Here is a 19023-nt window from a genome sequence, read left to right as displayed (position 1 = left end):
CGATTTTAAGCGGAGGGGCCCGAGTCACGTAGGGTGAGGCGAGTGTGCGGAGCCGACCGTAACACTCTGATACGGCTCGCCAACAGGGCCGGAGTAGCTGGCGCGCTTGGTCCTCAGCTCTTCGTCGCCTCGCTCTTTTCGAACTGCCGGTAGCATTCATCCGCCACCTGCTGCAGCAGATCGCGCGGCACCTCGCCGGTGACGGCGTAGCCGAGCGGGCCGTCGATCCAGTAGAAGGTCTCGACGCCATCGTTCTCGTCGATGCGGAACGAGGTTTCGCGGTTGTCGTCGTTGCGGCCGAGCAGCACCGTCAGCCGCCGGCCGGTGCCATCCTCGTACATGAACATCGCGCCCGCCTTGCCGTTGACCGGCAGCAGCCGGCCGCCGACCAGCGAGAAGCCGAGCGAGGAGAGATCGGGGATCGAGAGCGGATGATCAAGACGCTTGCCAAGCCAGGTGGCGAGATGGGTCTGGTCGTCGGCGCCGACCTCGACGGCGTGGCGCACTTCGCTGGCATAGACCAGGAAGGCCGATTGCGCCTGGCGCGGCAGGCTGTCGGCCGTCTGCGTCAGCCGGGGGCTTTGCTCGGGCGAGAGCAGTGACGGCGCGTAGAGGCCGGTGAGGCCGCCGGCCACAAAGAGCGCCAGCCCGGCGGCGATGGCGCGGGCGATGCCGGCAAACGATCGGGTGTCCTTGACGGGGTGCTGTTGCGGGCGTTCGCTGCCGTTGCTGAGAAGCAGCGCCCGGTCATCGGCGTCGCTGCGGGCATAGCCGGCAAAGAGCGCGCGCAACTCGACCGCCTGCGCCCGCCATTGTCGGACCTCGTCGGCCTGCGCGGGGTTCTGCTCGAGCCATTGCTCGATCCGCAACCGCTCGCGCGGGCCAAGGGCGCCATCGACATAGGCGTGCAGGTCGTCTTCGGAGACGGTGTTGTGGCCTTCCGTCATTTCGGTCTCCGCATGCTGATCACATTGTCGTCCTTCATGGCTTCTGCAAGCTGGCGCCGCGCGCGCGACAGGCGCGACATCACGGTGCCGATCGGTATGACCATCATCTCGGCCACGTCCTGGTAGCGGTATCCTTCGATCACCACGAGCATCAGCACCGAGCGGTTCTCCGTGGAAAGCCCGTTCAGCGCCCGTTCGAGCCTGGAGCGCTCCAGCGGGTCGCTCTCGTGGGTCTCGGCCTCGAGCCCCAGATCCTCATCCAGCGCCACCTGCGGGTGCATCGCCACATAGCGGTGCCGGTTGCGGCCGAGATTGGTCATGATGGTGAAGGCCCAGGCGCGCAGGTTGACGCCGCGCCACTGCGCGCGGCGCGCAAGCACCTTCTCCACGCAATCCTGCAACAGGTCCTCGCCATCCGGGTCCGAGCGCACCAGGCTGCGGGCATAGCGCCGCAGTGCCGGCACCAGGGCCAGCACATCCTCTTCGAACCGGTCGGAGGCGGGGTGTTCCCCCGCATCCTCGTTGCCGCCGTTACGGCTTGGCGACATTCCATTCGCCCTTCTTCATGCCGTCGCCGGTCATGTCACCCATCTTCTTGTCCTTGATGAAGAAGTAGAGCGGCATGCCGTCCTTGGCCCACTGCTTCTTGCCGTCCTTACGCTCGACGAGCGTATAGGCGCCATCTGCCTTGGCGCTCGCCTCGGCCATGAATGGCGGCCAGTTCTTGGCGCAATCGTCGTAGCACATGGACATGCCGCCATGATCGTCCTTGTAGGTGTAGAGCGTCATGCCGTTTTCTCCGGCCAGCACCTTGCCCTTGGCGGTCTCGACTTCCTTGACCGGCGGCGCGGCGAAAGCCGTGACGCTGGCCGCAAGCAGCATGGCGATCGTCAGTGGAAACGTTCTCATGGCAATTGTCCTTCCTCAAGATGGTTTTCCTGTCCGGAAACGGGCGAAAAGCCTCCTCGTCCCGTTTCCGCGGGAGCCGCATGGTGCAGATCCAACCGTAAGACACGACACGCACAGGATTTATTCCCGGAGAACGGGCGGAAGTTTCGGTTGGCCCTGTCTCCGCTCGGGCCATAGGACGCAGCCGGCCACGCGACGTTCATCGCGTAGCCGGTGAGAGGGTGACAAGGATGGTGACCAGCTGGCGGCGATCCGCTCAGGGTATCAGAACCACCGAGCCGGTCGTCCGCCGGGCCTCCAGGTCTTCCTGTGCCCTTGGGGCGTCGCGAAGCGGATAGGTGGTGATCGCAGGCGCACGAACGACGCCTGCCTGCATGGCGCCGAACAGCTCCCGCGCTGCCGCTTCATACTCGCCTCGGTCGGCGGTGTAATGGGCGATCGAGGGGCGGGTGACATAGAGCGAGCCCTTGGCCGAGAGCGAGGCGACGTGGAGCGGCGGGACGGGACCGGAGGAGGCGCCGAAGGAAGCCAGCGTGCCGCGCGGGCGCAGGCAGTCGAGCGACCTGGCGAAAGTGTCGGCCCCGACGGAATCATAGACGACATCGACACCCTTGCCGCCGGTGATTTCGCCGACGCGGGCCCGGAAATCCTCTTGGCCGTAAAGGATGACGTGATGGCAGCCATTGGTCCGGGCGATCTCGGCTTTCTCCGCGGAGCTGACGGTGCCGATGACCGTGGCGCCGATGTGGCTCAGCCACTGGCAGGCAATCGAGCCGACGCCGCCGGCGGCCGCGTGGAAGAGCACCGTGTCGCCGGGCTTCACGGCAACGCAACGCCGGATCAGGTATTCGACGGTCAACCCCTTGAAGACGAGGGCTGCGACCCCTCGGGTCTCCAGTTCCTCCGGCAGCGCCAGCGCCCGGGCGGCGGGCAGGTTGCGGTGGGTGGCATAGGCGCCGGGCGGGCCGCCCACATAGGCGATGCGTTGGCCGAGCGAAAAACCCGCGACACCATCGCCAAGCGCGGTGATCACGCCGACGCCCTCGACGCCGATCCCGCTCGGCAGGGGCAAGGGTGCCGAGCCCCGGCGGTGGTAGATGTCGATATAGTTCACGCCGATGGCGAGATGGCGGATCTGGATTTCGCCGGGTCCGGGGTCGCCCAGCGTCTCAGCCTTGAAGGCGAGTGCCGACGGATCGCCAAATTCGGAAAATCGAAAGGTCTCGATATTGATCGTCATGCTGCTCTCTCTCCAGATTTTGCCAAAATCTGCTTGATTTTCCGATCTCGGTCGAGAAACCTTTCTGCAATACCAGTTCCCAAAAATGGAAAGCGAAGATGGACTGGAACGATCTCAAGTTCTTTCTGGCCGTTGCCAATGCGCGCTCGCTGACTGCGGCCTCCGCCAGGCTTAGCGTCAGCGCATCGACGGTGTCGCGCCGGATCGAGGCGCTGGAGGCGGCGTTGCAGGTCAGGCTTTTCCGGCCGTACCGCGACGGTTATGACCTGACCCCGGCGGGCGAGGCGCTTTTGGCGCCGGCCGAGCGGGCCGAGGCGCAGATGCGGGTCTTCGAGCGCACGGCACGGGAGAAGGACAGCGACCTCGCCGGCCCGGTACGCATCGACGTGCCGGAACTGTTGGGGCAGGAGGTGTTGATGCCGGGGCTCGCGGGCTTCCTGCTGGAGCATCCGGACATCCGCCTGGAGATGCATTCGAGCGTGCGCCCGGTGCGGCTGGCCGGCGAAGAGGCCGACATTGTTCTGCGCCTGGTGCGGCCGCAGCAGGGCAACTATCGACAGCGCCGGCTGGGGCAGCTCGCCTTCGGCCTTTATGCGACGCCTGGCTACATCGCGCGCCACGGCATGCCGGGCACTCCTGCCGACCTCCATCGCCACCGGCTGGTCGGCTGGAGCGAAGAGCTGAGCTACCTGATCATGGTCGCCTGGCTCGAAACCCTATGCCCCGGCCTGCAGCCAGCGATGCGTTTCTCTTCGCTCGGCGCGCAGATGGCGGCGGTGAAAAACGGGCTCGGTTTTGCCGTGCTTCCGGCCTTCGCGGCCGAAGCGGCAGGCTTCACGCCACTGTTGCCGCAGGTGCCGCCATTGGCCCCGGATCTCTGGCTGCTGGTCCATGAACAATCGGCCGAGCTGCCACGCGTGCGGCTCATCAAGGAGGCGGTCGCTACCGTGATGGCGCGCTTCGCTGCGCGATCGGCGGAAAGCGCCTGAGCATCGCGGACGTTTTGGTGAGCGAGCGGCCGATGCTGCTAGCCGGCTGGTTTCCAAGGGGCATCAGAACGGCGAACGCCCTGGAAGCCGGTCTCCACCTGTCGCAGAACCGTCTCGTCGTCGGTGGTGATTTCGTAAAACGTGCTGTCGATGGCGCGAATGACGATCCAGGGTCTGTCCGGAGCGCCGGGCAGGAAACCGGCAAACTCTCCCCAGATGACCTGGTGGACGTCTTGCACAGCGGCGGCGAGCTGCCGGCCCTCGACCATGCTGCCGGACTGGGCCCAAGTCTCGAGAACGTCGCCGCCGGGGCCGGTGGCATCGAACCATTGATAGCCTGCGTCGACCGCGGAAACTTTCCACGACGCGCCCAGCGAGCGCGGTGCGAGGCGTTGCAGGATGTCGCGCAGGTCGAAGGGAAGCGCGCCTCCCGGAGGTCCGTAGATTCTGAGCGTCTTCACCTGTGTCCTCCCGGCAGCGCATTGGAAACGTGCCGGACCAGCATCGTCAAGCCCGGTCGGCGACGAAGCGGGCGAGCGTCGGGCCGATCATGGTGATGATCAGCAGCCGGGCGGTCTGCAGCGCCATGACGAAGGAGAGGTCGACATTGCTCGAGGCGGCGATGACGGCGATCGAATCGAGACCGCCGGGGCTGGTGGCGAGATAGGCGGTCAGCGGATCGATGCCGACCACCTTGATCAGGAGCAGGGCGAGCAGGCCGGAGAACGAGATCAGCACGACGATCGAGATGATCGTCGGCACCAGCGCGCGGCGCGCATGGATGAGGATCTGGCGGGTGAAGCCAAGGCCGATGTTCCAGCCGAGCATGGCAAAACAGATCGCCAGCAGCCATTGCGGCAGCGCGGTGGTCATGACGCCCGAGACGTTGAGCACGGCGCCGAGAAGGAAGGGCAGCAGGAAGGCGCCGGCGGGCACGCGCAGGAAGCGGCCGGCGAGCGCTGCGCCCAGCCCGACGGCGATGGTCTCGAGGAAGAGCAGGCCATCGATCGGTGCGAACCAATGGGTGGTCTGCTCGACTTCGGCGCCGGTGACCCACATATGGGCAACCACGGTCGCGGTGCTGGCGACGAAGATCACGCGCAGATACTGCATGAAGGCAACGAGGCGCGCATCGGCGCCATAGGCATCGGCCATCAAGAGCATGGTCGACGCAGCACCGGCCGACGAGCCCCAGATCGCCGTCGTACCCGGCAGGATGCGCATGCGGGTGATCACCCAGCCGCAGAGCGTGCTGACGGCGATGACCGAGAGAATGACGGCGAGAAACAGCGGCCAGTTGCCGGAGAAGGTGACGAGCATGCCGGGCGTCATGGCGCCGGCAATCATCATCGCCAGGATGAACTGCACGCAGAAGAACAGCTGGCGCGGCAACCGGATGGTGCCGCCATTCATGCCGACGAGCACGGCGGCCAGCATGGGGCCCATGAGCAGCCCGGCGGGAAGGCCGATGAATTCGAAAAACGAGGCAAGGACGATGGAGACCGCCAGCAGCAGGCTCCATTGCAGCCAGGGCGTGAGCCGACCGATGCCGACCTTGTCCGGGGTGGGCGGCGCAGCTGGCTTGTCGGTTTTCACGGGCACTCTCCGGCATGACCCGGAAAGGCGGGAACGGCCATCGGGCCGGCCTTGACGGGCTTAGAGCGATGGTCTTCGCCAGCAGGAACGCGGGCGCCATCACGTCACGCTCGTTAACAACAATGCGGCGTTGCATTCAAGGGGCAGAGCAAGAAAGTGCCACAGGATCGACAGAGGGGAATACAAACGCCATGCGGGCAGGCGGCGAAATGAGAAAAAAACGTGAACAAATTCCGCCGGCCGAAAGCCCTGTTGCCAGGCGCGATGACGAGGCGCGACCTTGATTTTACGGGGTAATTTCGCGCGCGGCGGTGAAGCTTGCGAAGCTGGCGGCTCCTCGCCCTCCGGCAGGGCAGCAATTCCGGGCTTGCGTGTGCGGCCCGAATCCTGACACTCAGCCTCATGCAATTCGCACCGCAACAGGACGAGGCCCTGAAGGCCGTTTCGCAATGGCTGAAAGAGGGCCGCTCGCCGCTCTTCCGGCTGTTCGGCTATGCCGGTACCGGCAAGACGACGCTGGCCCGGCACTTTGCCGAGCATGTCGATGGCGACGTGCTGTTTGCCGCCTTTACCGGCAAGGCCGCGCAGGTGCTGCGCTCCAAGGGGGCGAGCAACGCCAAGACGATTCACTCGCTGATCTACCGGCCGCGCGGTGAAGAGGAGGTTTCCGACGAGGAGACCGGCAAGACCTCGATCGCGCCGATGTTTGCGATCAACCGCCAGAGCCCGGTCGCCAAGGCGGCGCTGATCATCGTCGACGAATGCTCGATGGTGGACGAGGCGCTCGGCAAGGACCTGATGAGCTTCGGCACGCCGATCCTGGTGCTCGGCGATCCCGGTCAGCTGCCGCCGGTTACGGGCGGAGGCTTCTTCACCAACCAGGAGCCGGATTACCTGCTGACGGACATTCACCGCCAGGCGCGCGACAACCCGATCATCCAGCTGGCGATGCAGGTGCGCGAAGGCAAGGAAATCATGCACGGCGACTACGGCACCACGCAGGTGATCGGTCGCGGCCAGGTCAACCAGGAACTGGTGCTCGAAGCTGACCAGGTGCTGGTCGGCACCAACAAGACCCGCCGGCGCTACAACCAGCGCCTTCGCGAGTTGAAGGGCTTCACCAGCGACTACCCGCAATCCGGCGACAAGCTCGTCTGCCTCAGGAACGACCCGGCCAAGGGCCTGCTCAACGGCTCGCTCTGGCAGGTGATGAGCTCGTCGAAGGAGACGGTGAAGCCTGGCATCAACCTGATGATCCGGCCTGAAGACGACGACATGGATCGCGGTGCCGCCAAGATCAAGCTGTTGAAGGCGGCCTTCGAGGATGTTGAGGGCGAGATTCCCTGGACGACGCGCAAGCGCTACGACGAGTTCGACTACGGCTATGCGCTGACGGTGCACAAGGCGCAGGGCTCGCAGTGGAACAATGTCGTGCTCTTCGACGAAAGCTGGGCCTTCCGCGATACGCGCGAGCGCTGGCTTTACACTGCCATCACCCGCGCGGCGGAGCGGCTGACGATCGTTCGCTGAGCGATCTTGCTGGTCGAGGCGGGCGCGACCTGGGGGAAGGGACCTCGTTGCCGATCAAAAGGATCATCCTTTACGCGCAGGATGTCGAGGCGACGGTTCGCTTCTACGAAAATCACTTCGGCTTTCAGGCATCGCGCGAAGCGGGCGACCGTATCGTCGAACTGGTCTCGGCCGAGGGTGGTGCCAATCTGATGATCCATCCGGCGGCGAAAGGGCAGCGCAAGGGGCAGTCGACCGTCAAGCTGGTCTTCGACGTGGCCGACGTCGAGGCTTTTTGCCAAGGCCGCGCGAAAAAAGGGCTGGTGTTCGGGACCATTCATCGGGCCGACGGCTACACGTTCGCCAATGCCGTCGATCCATCGGGCAACCCGATCTCGGTCTCGAGCCGCGCGTTCCGCAAAGTCCGGTTGTCGGAGTGAGCCGCGACGCCGCTGCAACGGCCGGCACCTCTTTCTCAATCTCCGAGTTGGTGCAGTGACGAAAACCGTAATCCTGGGACCAGAATACGATCAGGACCTGCGAAATGCAGTCATGGATGCCATGCGGCAGCGCGGCGCGGTGATTGCAAGTCAGAACTGGACGGTCGCCGGCTCGCAGGAATGGGACAGGGTCGTCGCAACGATCGCCGGTCGGGACGCCACCATCGAAGCGGAAACCTATATCGGTCTTTCGATCACCGGCGACGAGGAAATTGTCGATCAGATTGCAGAGTGCGTCGCTCTGTTGAAGCGCGCGCCCCTGTGACTAACTACCGCTTCGTCGCCATCCAAATCATGTGGCGGGCGCCGCCGCGTTTGCCGTTGGCGCGCACGTTCACCTCGTCGGTGGCAAAGCCGACTTCGCGCAGGCGGCGGGTGAAGGCGCTGTCAGGTGCCGACGACCAGACGGAGAGCACGCCGCCGGGCCGAAGGGCGGCTTGCGCGGCGCGAAGGCCGGTGTGGCTGTAGAGGCCGTCGTTGGAAGGGCGCGTCAGGCCGTCGGGGCCATTGTCGACATCGAGCAGGATGGCGTCATAGGCCGCCTTCTTCGAGCGGATCAGAGCGCCGACATCGCCGACATGGATGTCGACGCGGGGATCGTCGAGCGTGCCTTTGTGCAGCTCCGCCATCGGGCCGCGCGCCCAGTCGACGACAGCTGGAACCAGTTCGGCGACGGTCACGCGGGCATCGTCCGGCAGCACGCCGAGGGCCGCGCGCAGGGTAAAGCCCATGCCAAGGCCGCCGATCAGCATGCTCAGGTTTCTCCGGCCGGCGATGCGCTCATGGGCGAGCGTCGCCAGCGCTTCCTCCGAGCCACTCAACCGGCTGTTCATCAGCTCGTTCGAGCCGAGCATGATCGAGAATTCCTGCCCGCGCTGCTTCAGGCGCAGCTCGTCGCCGTCGCCGGGGATGGTTGCGCGGTCCAGCTCTATCCAGGGAAGCATCGGGGTCTCTCATCCGTATTTGTTCAGGCGCCCTCGTAACACGCGCATGGTGATGACGACACCGCAATGTCTCTCGTTCAAGTGAATTGTGCCGCGCGGACGGGTAAACTGTTCGGCGCGCCTTACGGTGGCAGGCCCGCGCGAAGGGGCTGCGGGAAAGCTCCGCGACCGACGCGAAGAGCAGCTCTACCTCGTCCCGGTGACGCACGAGGATGCTGACGGCAAGGCATCGGGGGCAGCGGCCGTGTTCGCGCTATTCCGCCGAGATCATGCCTGAAAGCACCGCCTTGGCGATCGCCTGGAAGCGGTTGTTGGCGCCGAACTTGCGGATGATGCCGGCCTCGAGGGTGAGTGCTGCCGCCACGTCCATGTCCATTAGCCCGGCGATGCGCGCAGCTGGATAACCGTCGGCCATGAAGGTCAGGCATTCGCTTTCGATCGGTGAGAGGTGGACATGGCCGTCCTCGTCGGTGGCTTCGCCTCCGTCGGTGGTTTCGAGCAGTTCGGTGATGCGCTGCATCTGCCGGCGCAGGTTGGCCTGCTGGGCGGCGAGTTCGCGCCTTCGGGCAAGCAGGGCGTCGCGAAACAGCTTGTCGGCTTCGGCCTGTTCCTCGGTGCCCGCAAGCCCGGTCAGCAGTTCCAGGATAGTCGAGATCGGCATGTCGATCTCGCGGCAGGCATTGATGACCGCCATGCGGCGAATGTGATCTTCGTTGTAGACCCGCATCGGCCCCATGCGGGCGGCGGTCAGGAGCCCCTTTTCCTCGTAGAAATGCAGCGTGCGATGGGTGACGCCGAAAGCGTCGGCCATGTCGGCGATCGCCAGCGGCGTGGTGGGGTCGTGGTGGGGAAGCGGCAGGTCCGGCAGAAAGCCGACGCGATCGGGCGCGGCCAGCACGCCCTCGAATTTCCAGTGGTCTCGCGGCATGTCGAAGGTCCCCGGTCTACAGCCTGCGCGTCTTTCGGCGCGCTGTTTCTGCATTTTCCTGAATCGAGACCGACCCAGGGGTGCGCGCAATCCGCGTCCGGAAGCGGTGGCGATCGCCGGGTCTCAAAGGTGCGGACGGATCCGCGCGGTGAGGCACTCGTTGATCGTCAACGACAATACCTGCTGCTCGGTTGGGGCACCTCCGCACGCAAGGCACGGTTTACTCAGGACATCGATGCTTGCCTGACGAGCACCCAGGCACCCATTCCCAACGCATGCGTGTACGGTATACGCGAATCGCTAATATGACCAGTCTTTAGTAAGGCGGGTGAGTATGCTGGACCGGGGTCCGCAGTTGCTTCATGCGGGCCGGCTCTTGCCGGCCCCGCCGGGCACGCTCAGTGTCCGATGACCTTGAGCGGGCTGTTGGCGCTGAGGATGAACAGCGGTTCGTCGCCGCGCAGCGGCGAGAGTTTCTGCTGGCAGGACCAGGCGGTCTCGAAAGTGTCGCGGGTCAGGTGCTTGCGATAGCGCTGGGTGGCGGCCATGCAGCCCATCAGCGGGCTTTCGATCTGCTCTTCGCGGGCGTGATTGTAGATCTCGCCATCGAGCGAAAACAGTTCGGCGGCGAGCGACATGCTCTCGAAAAGCAGGTCCGGCTCGGTCTCGAGCCGCTTCCAGGTGATGAAGTCCTGGCGCAACGGCACAGTCTCGCCGTCATGGGAGAGCGTGACGCGAATACCCTGGGCCGGCGCCTCGTACCAGGTCACCTGCACGGTGAAGGAGAGGGCGGAGTTGCGCGAAACGGGGCGGCCGGTGTCGCCGTCGGTGGCGCGCGCCAGCGTCTTGTGACGCTGGGCTGCAAGCCGAAGCGCTGTGGCGAAGGCTTTCGCGTCGCTGTTCTCGGCGCCGCTGAGCTTCACGGTGACGGCGGGCAGCACCCGCTCGGTGGCGTGGCGGGCGTTGAAGAGTTTGGCCTGGGCGTCGAGGTCCAGCGTCATTTCCTGCGACGGCATCGGCGCAAAGAGCAACAGCGGCAGGACGCTCAGAACGGAGAGCGGCGAAGAGAGCGGCGCCGGCGGCCAGGCGGGGCGATGCCCGGCAAAGCGTCGCTTGGCCGGCTTCGGCTGGCGCGACGCGGGGGCGACCGTTTCGGCCACTTCCGTCCGCGCGTGGCGGTATTCCGGAACGTAGGTGCCCTTGGGGATGGCGATGCGCCATTCCTCGTCGGCGCCATCGCCCTCGTAAAAGGCCTTGAGCAGCTTGCGCAGCTTGCCGGCATGCACGCGCACCAGCGGGTCGCTGTCGGCGTTGAAGGCCTGCGGCCGGTCGAAGACGTCGATGGCGATCGAGTAGCCCTTGAGCTGATGGCCTTCGCCGATCATCTCTTTTTCGACGACATAGGAAAGAAACGCCCGCAAGCGCTCGGAACGCGCGAAAGCCTTGCTTTCGAGGATGCGACGGAGCGTCCGCCGTATCGTCTCATCGCAGGGTCTTTCGACCGTCGTCATCGGTGCTTGCTCCAGGGTCATGTGATCTAAAAATCTATGAAGGCGATCGCGGCGTAGGCCAAGGCCATTCGATCTGATTCGGAAAGTTAAGGCCAAAAGAAGTGGTTGTCAGGGGTGATAGACGCCAAATTTGAGTTTTTTCTGAAATAAACGTAAAAATTGCGTCCTTAATCCCTGTGACAGATCGTAGCGGTGACCGCTCACCCGGAGCCGACGTGCCGTCGGCGCGAAGGTTTCGATCCGGTGATTGAGCTTTCCTGCATATTAGAGAGATCGATTGTCAAGATTCGATCAAGACAAGGCGGGCAAATGCACTGCGCGCCATTGCCGCGGCCATTGCATTGGTACTCCTTGGAATTGCTGCATAATCCCGACCTCAAACCGTTTCTGCTTTCGGTAAATATGCAGTAGAACATTGCATCCACATTGCCCGCATCGGGCCGTGAGCGGCCCCGCCTCTGGAAAGTTCAGACATGCCTGCAAAACTGTCCGTGAATCTGAATGCCGTCGCAATGCTTCGCAACCGGCGCGATCTGCCCTGGCCGTCCGTCACCGCGCTCGGGCGCATCGCGCTCGAAGCAGGGGCCGCCGGCCTGACGGTGCATCCCCGACCGGATCAGCGCCATGTCCGCTTTTCCGACCTGCAGCCGATCCGCGACCTGATCGACGGTGCATTCCCGGCGACGGAATTCAACATGGAAGGCTACCCGAACGAGGAGTTCCTCGGTCTCGTCGAAGCGCACCGGCCGGAGCAGGTGACGCTGGTGCCGGACGATCCGGCGCAGGCGACCTCCGACCACGGCTGGGATTTCCGCAAGAACCACAATCTGCTCGGCAATGTCGTCGGCCGGCTGAAAAAGAAGGGCTTTCGTGTCTCGCTGTTTGCCGATGGCGACGAGGACATGGAGGCGCTACGCATCGCCAAGGAAACGGGTGCGGACCGCATCGAGCTCTACACCGGCCCCTATGGCGGCTGCTATGACGATCCGGAGAAGGCCGAGAAGATCGCCGGCGAACTCGGCCGTACAGCGGCGATGGCGGCCGAACTCGGTCTCGACGTCAATGCTGGCCACGACCTGACGGTCGCCAACCTGCCGCTGCTTGCAAAACACATTCCGGACCTGGCCGAAGTGTCGATCGGCCACGGCCTGACGGCTGATGCGCTGGAATACGGCATGGCCGAGACCGTGCGCCGCTTCCGCCGCGCCTGCGGCCAGGAGGTCTGATCAGAGGTCTGAGGCGCCTTCGCCATGAAGGAAATCTTCGTCGTCACCCACACGCAGTCCGTCCACCATGTCGAGGGCAGGGTGGGCGGCTGGTACGACACCGGCCTGACCGAGCGCGGCCGAAAGGATGCGGCGGCCACGGCCGAGCGTCTCGCGACCCTTGTCGGTGGGAGGCAGGTCGAGATCTTCAGCTCCGACCTCTTGCGCGCCGCTGAAACGGCGGCGGCAATCGCCGCGCGCCTCGGCGCGCCCGTGACGGAAACTGCCGCCCTTCGCGAAATCAGCTATGGCGTGGCCGGCGGCAAACCGCAGGCCTGGCTCGATGCGCGCTATACCGTGGCGCCTGACGACGACAGGCTGGATTATGATTGCGGCATCGAGGGTGCAGAAACCCGCCGCGCCGTGGCGCTACGGGTCTACCCTTGCGTCGAAGCGATTGTGGCGAGGCCTTGTCCGACGCAGATCATCGTCACCCACGGCTTCACGCTGACGCTGGTGATGGCCGCCTGGATGAAGGTTCCGATCGAGGCCGCCGGTTTCTTGAGTTTCCCGGCGAAATCCGGAAGCATCACCCATCTGCGTCAGGATGATTTTTTCAGGAACCGAGCCGTCGTCAGCCTGGCGGATGCCGCGCATCTGCGGCTTCAGGCTGAAGGCGGTGGCATCGCTGCAGGCCATTGATCAAGAAGAGTATTTTCAAGGCTGACAGGGTGGTATGCGGCTGGCCCCATCTCGATGAGAAGCCGCCGAAGCGGACAATCGATCGAGGAGGCCGAGGTGACGTCACTGACAACGGGCAATGCAAAACAGTACGGCAACAGCCAAAACCTCGCAGCACGAGCGCGTCTTGCATCCCAGTACACTGTATCGGATCGCCCGTGGTTCCCGTGGATCGCAAGCCACCTTCCCTTGAAGGCCGGCGACAGGATCGTGGATGTCGGTTGCGGTCCAGCATGGTTTTGGGAGGCGGTGACGGACGCCGTCCCTCGCGATCTCGATCTCACCCTGACGGATCTATCTCAAGGCATGGTCGATGAAGCGATGAAACGCTGTGCGTCGTTGCCGTTCGGGTCGGTGAGTGGCGGGGTGGCGGATGCGGCGGCGTTGCCGTTCGAGGATGAGCGTTTCGACGGCGTTGTCGCCATGCACATGCTCTATCACGTGGCCGATCCCGTGGCGGCGGTCGCCGACATGTTTCGCGTTCTGAAGCCTGGAGGTTTCCTGGCGGTCACGACCAACGGCGCGAACAATATGCGCCGCCTCTACGAGTTGACGACGACGTTTGGCGGAACACCTTATGATCCGGCCGCTGCCGCCTTCGGGTTCACGCACGCCGAGGCGCTGCTTCAGGAGCGGTTTGGAAATGTTAAGCGCTACATTCATCCCGCCCATATGGTCGTCACCGATCCGAACGACGTGTACCTGGCGCTGACGTCCTTTCCCCCTGGAGACCAAGCCGGAGACGATCAACTTTCAACCTTCAAGGAAGCGATCCACTCTGCCTTCGCAGAAGGCGGCGGCGTATTGAAAGTGCAGAAGGAAAGCGGCCTGTTTCTTGCCGTCAAAGACTAAACCTGTATTTCGATGGTCGGGTGGTCGATGCGGTAGCTTCTTGTTTTCACGCGCTTCGTGGCGGGAAAGTACTCAAAAAATTTGCGGAGAAATCTCGCGATCGCCGCACGCATCTTGCGGCAAGACTGCTATAGGTTGAGCCTCAGTTCTCCCATATGTGCGGCCAATGACATCTCCCACCAGTTTTCGCGAGCGCATCGTTCTCTATGCGCTTCTGACATCGCTGACCTCGATCAGCATCGACGCGCTGTTGCCGGGGCTGCGCCAGATCGGCGCCGATGTCGGCGTCGCGCCGCCGCTTTCCACACAGCATGTGATTTCGCTGTTCATTCTCGGCATGGCGTTCGGAGAGCTTTTGCTCGGGCCGCTTTCCGATGCAATGGGGCGGAGGAGGGCGCTGGTCCTGGGCCTTGGCGTCTATGCGCTCGGAACGGTCGTCGCCATGGTGGCGGGCTCGCTCGAAATGGTCATCCTCGGCCGGTTTCTTCAGGGTGTCGGCGTCTCCGGGCCGAAGATCGCGACGAGGGCGATGATCCGCGACCAGTTCGAGGGAGACGCCATGGCCCGCGTGATGTCGTTCATGTTCACGCTGTTCATTCTCGTGCCGATGCTGGCGCCGACGCTGGCGCAAGGGATCATCGCCGTGGCCGGCTGGCGCAGCATCTTTGCCGTCTATCTTGCGGCGGCCGGCCTTCTTGGCCTGTGGTTGGTGATGCGGCAGCCGGAAACATTGCCGGCCGACAAACGCATCCCCTTTCGCCCGCGGCTTCTCGTGTCGAACGGCCGGCGCATCCTGTCGCATCGGCGGGTGACGTTGCTGATCGTTGCGACCGGGCTCGTCTTCGGCGCGCAGCTTCTCTATCTGAGCACGGCGGCCGACCTCTTCTTCGACGCCTACGGGATCGGCGAGACCTTTCCGCTCTATTTTGCCATGTTGGCGACGGGCATCGGGCTGGCCTCGTTCCTCAATGCCAAGCTCGTGCAGCGCTTCGGCGCGGAGGCGATGGCGCGCCGGGGCTTCGTGGGCCTGGCCGCCGCCGGCCTGGCGATGCTCGTGGCCTCGCTCTACTGGGGCGGGCGGCCGCCGCTTGCGGTGCTGCTGATGCTCGGCTTTGCCGCCTTCTTTGCGGTCGGCGTGCTGTTCGGCAATCTCAACGCCATGGCCATGCGTTCCCTGGGGCAGGTGGCAGGTCTCGGCGCGTCGCTGATCGCCTCCGGCTCCAGCCTTGTCGCGACGGTGTTTTCGATCGCGGTTGGGGCCTTCTACGATGGCACGACGCTCAACCTTTCGGCCGGCTTCTTTCTCGCCGGCATTGGGGCGCTTATTCTGGCCGAACTTGCGCTGAGGGCCGATGCTTCGCCGGTGGAGGCCATCCGCTAGCGAGCGGCAAACGCTGCCAAGCCCGTGTGGCGGCATCAACGTTCCCATGCCGGCGGGCCCGGCGTTTCGGATGTTCGGTTACGGTGCTCCGCCAAGGCAGCGATGGTTAACCGTTGTAGACAACGGAAATCTTGTTTCCGGCGGGATCGCGCATGTAGGCGGCGTACCAGTGAGGCCCATAATGCGGCCGCGGATTGGGGGCGCCCTCATCTGTTCCGCCATTGGCCATGCCCGCCTGGTAGAAGGCATCGACATCCTGACGGGACTGGACCATGAAGCCGACCATCGAGCCATTTCCTGCGCTTGCCGGCTCGTTGTTGAAGGGCTTGCAGACCCATAAGACGGGACCATTGCCGGTTCCGCCTTCGGAATAGGCGCGCCAGTCCGGAAATTCCGTGTGCGTCTTCCAGCCGATCGTCGCCAAGGCGGCATCGTAGAAGGCATTGGATCTGGCGGAATCCAAAGCACCGACGGTCAGATAAACGCTCATGATGTCCCCTTTTTTGAAGCGGTGAAGCCGGGAGAATTCATAGAGCGAAGATGTGAACAAAGCAAGAACAAATAACGCCGGCGATCATGGCGAGGATTGTCTCGCCGCGGGACGGGCGCCTGGTGCCCGCCCGATGCCGACAGCGTGGCACATCGTTGCGGGAGCCCGGCGCAAACGCCCGGGCTCCCGCCGGTTGGCTTACCGCTTAGCCCGCAAGTTGCGCTTTGCTCGCTTCGAGGAAGGTGGCGAGCGTCACTGGCGTTGCGCCGGTCAGCGCCGTGACATCGCTCGTCACCATGTCGATGTGGCCCTCGCGGGTGTTGGCGTCGAAGGAGACGACGATCGGGATAAGGAAGTCCGGCAGCCCGGCGCTCTTCAGACCGCCTGCAAGCGCCTCGTCGGAGATGTGAACGACGTTGAGCGGCTTGCCGGTTGCCTTGGCGACAAGGGCGGCAATCTCGTCCGTCGAGCGCAGTTCGCCGCCGGTCAGCGTGTAGGTGTGGCTCTCGCCGGTGGAGGAGGCAAGGGCTGCGGCTGCGGCCTTGGCGGCATCGGCGCGGGCGATGTGGGCGAGGCGGCCTTCGCCCGACGAGGAATACCATTGCCCGGTCTCAAGCGCATGGGGCAGCGCCATGAACAGGTTCTCCATGTACCAGCCGTTGCGCAGGATGGTGTAGGGAATGCCGGTTGCCTTGACGGCGTTTTCGGTGCCGAGATGATCGGGCGCGAAGGGAATGACCGAGGTCTCCGGGCTCGGCATCGAGGTGTAGACAATGTGCTTGGCGCCGGCCTTCTTCGCGGCCGCGACGGCAGCAAGGTGCTGCTTCAGTCGCTTGCCCGGCTGGTCCAGCGCGTCGGTTGAGATGATCAGGATCCGGTCGGCGCCGGCAAAGGCCTGGTCGAGCGAAGCGGGATCGTCGAAATCGGCGACGCGGGCCTGGACGCCCCTGGCGATGTAATCGGCGAGCTTGGCCGTGTCGCGGCTGGTGGCGATGATCCGGCTCGGTGCGGCGCCGGACGCAAGAAGCTGGTCGAGCACAAGCTTGCCGAGTTGGCCGGTAGCGCCGGTGACGAGCAATGTATCGGACATGGTCTTTACCTTTTCCTGTTTGGGCCGAGACGGAAAACGCGGGCGGAACGCCGCGGCGCAGGTCTCGCCGGCTCTTCATGCCGTCGCCTGGGAGGTGCGCCGGCACATGGTCTCTTTTTGAGACTTGCTCTTATCCCGTAATCGAGGTAGGGCTGTAAAGGAGGCAGTTTTTTCTGCTGTGGTTACAAAAAGGGTACCGCCGATGAACAAACCGACCGGGGACATGAAGGGCAGGCGCGTGGCGATCGTCTGCGGCGTGCCGATGGATATGGAAAACTGCCCGGTCCGCGACGTCATGGACAACATCGGCGGCAAGTGGAATTCGCTGATGATCCTGTCGCTCGCCGACGGTCCCTTGCGCTTCTCGCAGCTCCGCCGGCTGATCCCCGACATCTCCCAGCGCATGCTGACCCAGACGCTGCGCGACCTGCAGCGCGACGGCTACATCCACCGCACCGTCTACCCGACGCAGCCGCCGAGCGTCGAATATGCGCTGACCGATCTCGGCCGCTCGCTGCTCGGTCTGCTCAAGCACTTCGTCGATTGGTCGGTGGAAAACCACGGCGCCATTCGGGCCGCGCGCGAGGTCTATGACGCGGAGGGGTAGGGGCGATCGCTCCACTGTGCCTCGCTGGCGTGGGCGCGTTCGCGTGCCTGTGTCGCGCGCCTTCCTTATGTGTTTCCGACGATCGCTTGCGGGGGTCGCCCCTCTCTTCGGGTTGCCCGGCAGGCCACATGAGCGGCAGTCGCTCCTTTGCGGCATGACGCGACGTCAACCGTCACGCGCGACGTCGTGTCCCGCTGCCGTGACCTTGCCCTAGCACTTTGATTTTCCCTATAGTTTCGCCGATCATTGGCGTCACCTAGGGGAACCATGAAGACACTTCATATCGGCATAGCGGGCGCCGGCCCGGCGGGGCTGGCAGCGGCACTGATGCTGTCGCGGCGCGGCCATCGGGTGGAGGTCCTCGAGCGTTTCGACGTGGCGTCGCCTGTCGGCTCGGGGTTGATGCTGCAGCCGACGGGGCTCACGGTCCTAAACACGCTCGGTCTGCTCGATCCGATTCTCGCGCTCGGCAGCCGGATCGACCGGCTCTATGGCGCCGATGCCAGATCCGGACGCACCGTGCTCGACGTGCGCTATGATGCGCTTGCCGGTGGGCGCTTCGGGCTGGCGGTGCAGCGCGCGGCCCTGTTCAATACGCTTCATGACGCCGTCGCCGCGGCCGGGCTGCCGGTCAAGACCGGCGTCACGCTGACCGGTGTGCGCATGGCGGGCGGCAAGGCCGTGCTGCTGGATGCGCAGGGGCATGAGGCGGGCGCCTATGATCTGGTGATCGATGCGAGCGGCGCGCGCTCGGTGCTCGCTGCCGGTTCGACCGTCGCGCCCAAGGTGCGCGAGCTTGCCTATGGCGCCTTCTGGGCGACGCTCGACAGCGACGGTCTGAAGCATGATCCACACGCACTGGTGCAGCGCTACGACCGCGCGAAAGTTATGATCGGCATCCTGCCGGCGGGCCGCGCGCGGATAGGCGAGTGCGACCGTGTCGCCTTCTTCTGGAGCCTCAGGGTAGCGGACGCGGAGGCGATACGGCAGGCCGGGCTTGACCGCTGGAAGGTGCGCATTCTCGACTACTGGCCGGATTGCGCGCCGGTGCTCGATCAGATCAGGGACTGGGAGCAGCTGACGCTGGCGCGCTATGCGCACCGCACGATGCGCCCGCCGGTCTGCGGCCGCATCGCCTTTGTCGGCGACAGCGCCCATTCGACGAGCCCGCAGCTCGGGCAGGGGGCGAACATGGCGCTGCTCGATGTCGCAGCACTTGCGCATGCGCTGGAGACGGCCGGCGATCTCGATGCCGCGCTTGCCGCCTATGCCGCCGCACGCCGCAATCACGTCGCGCTGTTCCAGCTGCTGTCGCTTCTCTTCACGCCCTTCTACCAGTCGGACTCGACGGCTCTCGCCTGGCTGCGCGACCGGCTGGTGGCCACAGTCGCGCGCACACCGCCGATGCAGGCGCTGCTCGCATCGATCGTCTCGGGCACGCTGGTCGATCCGTTCAGGCCGGCGGGACTGGCCGAATGCGACTGGCAGGCGGTGGGAGGCGGCGCGGACGAGCGCGGCCAAGCGGGCGCCTCGGCGATTTCCACCTGAGACGGCCGCGAATCCTGTATCAAGGCGATCCGGATG

21 protein-coding genes are annotated in these 19023 nt (G+C 64.7%); 10 read left to right on the top strand and 11 right to left on the bottom strand.

The features are described from left to right. Nucleotides 1-113: 113 nt before the first annotated feature. The 4 genes from ACIQUG_RS06830 to ACIQUG_RS06815 all read right to left on the bottom strand — a co-directional run bounded on the left by ACIQUG_RS06830 (nucleotide 114) and on the right by ACIQUG_RS06815 (nucleotide 3096). Nucleotides 114-947, bottom strand: coding sequence for an anti-sigma factor family protein (locus ACIQUG_RS06830; protein ID WP_402318907.1), 834 nt, complete (start codon nucleotides 945-947; stop codon nucleotides 114-116). Beyond that, complete coding sequence (locus ACIQUG_RS06825; RefSeq protein ID WP_402318904.1) at nucleotides 944-1495, bottom strand: RNA polymerase sigma factor; 552 nt, start codon at nucleotides 1493-1495, stop codon at nucleotides 944-946. Before ACIQUG_RS06825 ends, ACIQUG_RS06830 begins: the two co-directional genes overlap by 4 nt. Beyond that, nucleotides 1479-1856 carry a lipoprotein gene (locus ACIQUG_RS06820; protein ID WP_043624149.1) on the bottom strand — a complete coding sequence of 126 codons (378 nt, stop codon included), beginning with the start codon at nucleotides 1854-1856 and terminating at the stop codon, nucleotides 1479-1481. Before ACIQUG_RS06820 ends, ACIQUG_RS06825 begins: the two co-directional genes overlap by 17 nt. A gap of 256 nt (nucleotides 1857-2112) precedes the next feature. Next, the gene (locus ACIQUG_RS06815; protein ID WP_402318902.1) at nucleotides 2113-3096 is read right to left on the bottom strand and encodes a quinone oxidoreductase family protein; all 984 of its coding nucleotides are present in this window, start codon (nucleotides 3094-3096) and stop codon (nucleotides 2113-2115) included. 98 nt (nucleotides 3097-3194) lie between these two features. On the opposite strand from ACIQUG_RS06815, the gene ACIQUG_RS06810 reads away from it, so the two are divergent. Further along, nucleotides 3195-4085, top strand: coding sequence for a LysR family transcriptional regulator (locus ACIQUG_RS06810; protein ID WP_402318899.1), 891 nt, complete (start codon nucleotides 3195-3197; stop codon nucleotides 4083-4085). 38 nt (nucleotides 4086-4123) lie between these two features. Here ACIQUG_RS06810 and ACIQUG_RS06805 read toward each other — a convergent pair whose 3' ends face one another. Together ACIQUG_RS06805 and ACIQUG_RS06800 are read right to left on the bottom strand one after the other, a co-directional pair. After that, nucleotides 4124-4546, bottom strand: a complete 423-nt coding sequence (locus tag ACIQUG_RS06805; protein ID WP_402318896.1) for a hypothetical protein — start codon at nucleotides 4544-4546, stop codon at nucleotides 4124-4126. A 46-nt stretch (nucleotides 4547-4592) separates the two neighbouring features. Next, nucleotides 4593-5681 carry an AbrB family transcriptional regulator gene (locus ACIQUG_RS06800; RefSeq protein ID WP_402318894.1) on the bottom strand — a complete coding sequence of 363 codons (1089 nt, stop codon included), beginning with the start codon at nucleotides 5679-5681 and terminating at the stop codon, nucleotides 4593-4595. Between the two features lie 402 nt (nucleotides 5682-6083). On the opposite strand from ACIQUG_RS06800, the gene ACIQUG_RS06795 reads away from it, so the two are divergent. From ACIQUG_RS06795 to ACIQUG_RS06785, 3 genes are read left to right on the top strand one after another with little or no spacing between them, the layout of a single operon-like run. Next, complete coding sequence (locus tag ACIQUG_RS06795; RefSeq protein WP_043624159.1) at nucleotides 6084-7211, top strand: ATP-dependent RecD-like DNA helicase; 1128 nt, start codon at nucleotides 6084-6086, stop codon at nucleotides 7209-7211. Between the two features lie 47 nt (nucleotides 7212-7258). Then, complete coding sequence (locus ACIQUG_RS06790) at nucleotides 7259-7630, top strand: VOC family protein (RefSeq protein WP_402318890.1); 372 nt, start codon at nucleotides 7259-7261, stop codon at nucleotides 7628-7630. Between the two features lie 55 nt (nucleotides 7631-7685). Further along, the gene (locus ACIQUG_RS06785; protein WP_402318887.1) at nucleotides 7686-7955 is read left to right on the top strand and encodes a hypothetical protein; all 270 of its coding nucleotides are present in this window, start codon (nucleotides 7686-7688) and stop codon (nucleotides 7953-7955) included. A 4-nt stretch (nucleotides 7956-7959) separates the two neighbouring features. Here the strand turns inward: ACIQUG_RS06785 and ACIQUG_RS06780 are convergent, their stop codons facing one another. The 3 genes from ACIQUG_RS06780 to ACIQUG_RS06770 form a co-directional block, all read right to left on the bottom strand. After that, complete coding sequence (locus ACIQUG_RS06780; protein WP_402318884.1) at nucleotides 7960-8634, bottom strand: hypothetical protein; 675 nt, start codon at nucleotides 8632-8634, stop codon at nucleotides 7960-7962. 253 nt (nucleotides 8635-8887) lie between these two features. Continuing rightward, nucleotides 8888-9562, bottom strand: a complete 675-nt coding sequence (locus ACIQUG_RS06775; RefSeq protein ID WP_112985256.1) for a MerR family transcriptional regulator — start codon at nucleotides 9560-9562, stop codon at nucleotides 8888-8890. Between the two features lie 398 nt (nucleotides 9563-9960). Next, nucleotides 9961-11073 carry a hypothetical protein gene (locus ACIQUG_RS06770; RefSeq protein ID WP_192446673.1) on the bottom strand — a complete coding sequence of 371 codons (1113 nt, stop codon included), beginning with the start codon at nucleotides 11071-11073 and terminating at the stop codon, nucleotides 9961-9963. A 473-nt stretch (nucleotides 11074-11546) separates the two neighbouring features. On the opposite strand from ACIQUG_RS06770, the gene ACIQUG_RS06765 reads away from it, so the two are divergent. The 4 genes from ACIQUG_RS06765 (at nucleotide 11547) to ACIQUG_RS06750 (ending at nucleotide 15252) form a co-directional block, all read left to right on the top strand. Next, nucleotides 11547-12299 (top strand): pyridoxine 5'-phosphate synthase, encoded by a 753-nt coding sequence (locus tag ACIQUG_RS06765; protein WP_402318880.1) that lies wholly within the window; start codon nucleotides 11547-11549, stop codon nucleotides 12297-12299. Between the two features lie 24 nt (nucleotides 12300-12323). Then, nucleotides 12324-12980 carry a histidine phosphatase family protein gene (locus ACIQUG_RS06760; protein ID WP_402318878.1) on the top strand — a complete coding sequence of 219 codons (657 nt, stop codon included), beginning with the start codon at nucleotides 12324-12326 and terminating at the stop codon, nucleotides 12978-12980. Between the two features lie 96 nt (nucleotides 12981-13076). Continuing rightward, a complete protein-coding gene (locus ACIQUG_RS06755; RefSeq protein ID WP_402318875.1) occupies nucleotides 13077-13871 on the top strand; it encodes a class I SAM-dependent methyltransferase in 795 nt (264 codons plus the stop codon). A 166-nt stretch (nucleotides 13872-14037) separates the two neighbouring features. Further along, nucleotides 14038-15252 carry a multidrug effflux MFS transporter gene (locus tag ACIQUG_RS06750; RefSeq protein WP_402318872.1) on the top strand — a complete coding sequence of 405 codons (1215 nt, stop codon included), beginning with the start codon at nucleotides 14038-14040 and terminating at the stop codon, nucleotides 15250-15252. Nucleotides 15253-15358: 106 nt separating this feature from the next. On the opposite strand, the gene ACIQUG_RS06745 is transcribed toward ACIQUG_RS06750, so the two are convergent. Further along, nucleotides 15359-15742: a VOC family protein gene (locus ACIQUG_RS06745; RefSeq protein ID WP_192446668.1), complete on the bottom strand. Its 384-nt coding sequence runs from the start codon at nucleotides 15740-15742 to the stop codon at nucleotides 15359-15361. A gap of 205 nt (nucleotides 15743-15947) precedes the next feature. Next, nucleotides 15948-16832: an NmrA family NAD(P)-binding protein gene (locus ACIQUG_RS06740; protein WP_402318868.1), complete on the bottom strand. Its 885-nt coding sequence runs from the start codon at nucleotides 16830-16832 to the stop codon at nucleotides 15948-15950. Nucleotides 16833-17034: 202 nt separating this feature from the next. Here ACIQUG_RS06740 and ACIQUG_RS06735 point away from each other — a divergent pair, with 202 nt between their 5' ends. Further along, a complete protein-coding gene (locus tag ACIQUG_RS06735) occupies nucleotides 17035-17439 on the top strand; it encodes a winged helix-turn-helix transcriptional regulator (RefSeq protein WP_402318865.1) in 405 nt (134 codons plus the stop codon). Nucleotides 17440-17706: 267 nt separating this feature from the next. After that, a complete protein-coding gene (locus tag ACIQUG_RS06730) occupies nucleotides 17707-18987 on the top strand; it encodes an FAD-dependent oxidoreductase (RefSeq protein WP_402318862.1) in 1281 nt (426 codons plus the stop codon). Nucleotides 18988-19023 lie beyond the last annotated feature (36 nt).

The organism is Ensifer sp. NPDC090286 (genome assembly GCF_044769565.1).
Lineage (GTDB): Bacteria > Pseudomonadota > Alphaproteobacteria > Rhizobiales > Rhizobiaceae > Ensifer.
This window is presented reverse-complemented; position numbering and strand designations above follow the sequence as displayed.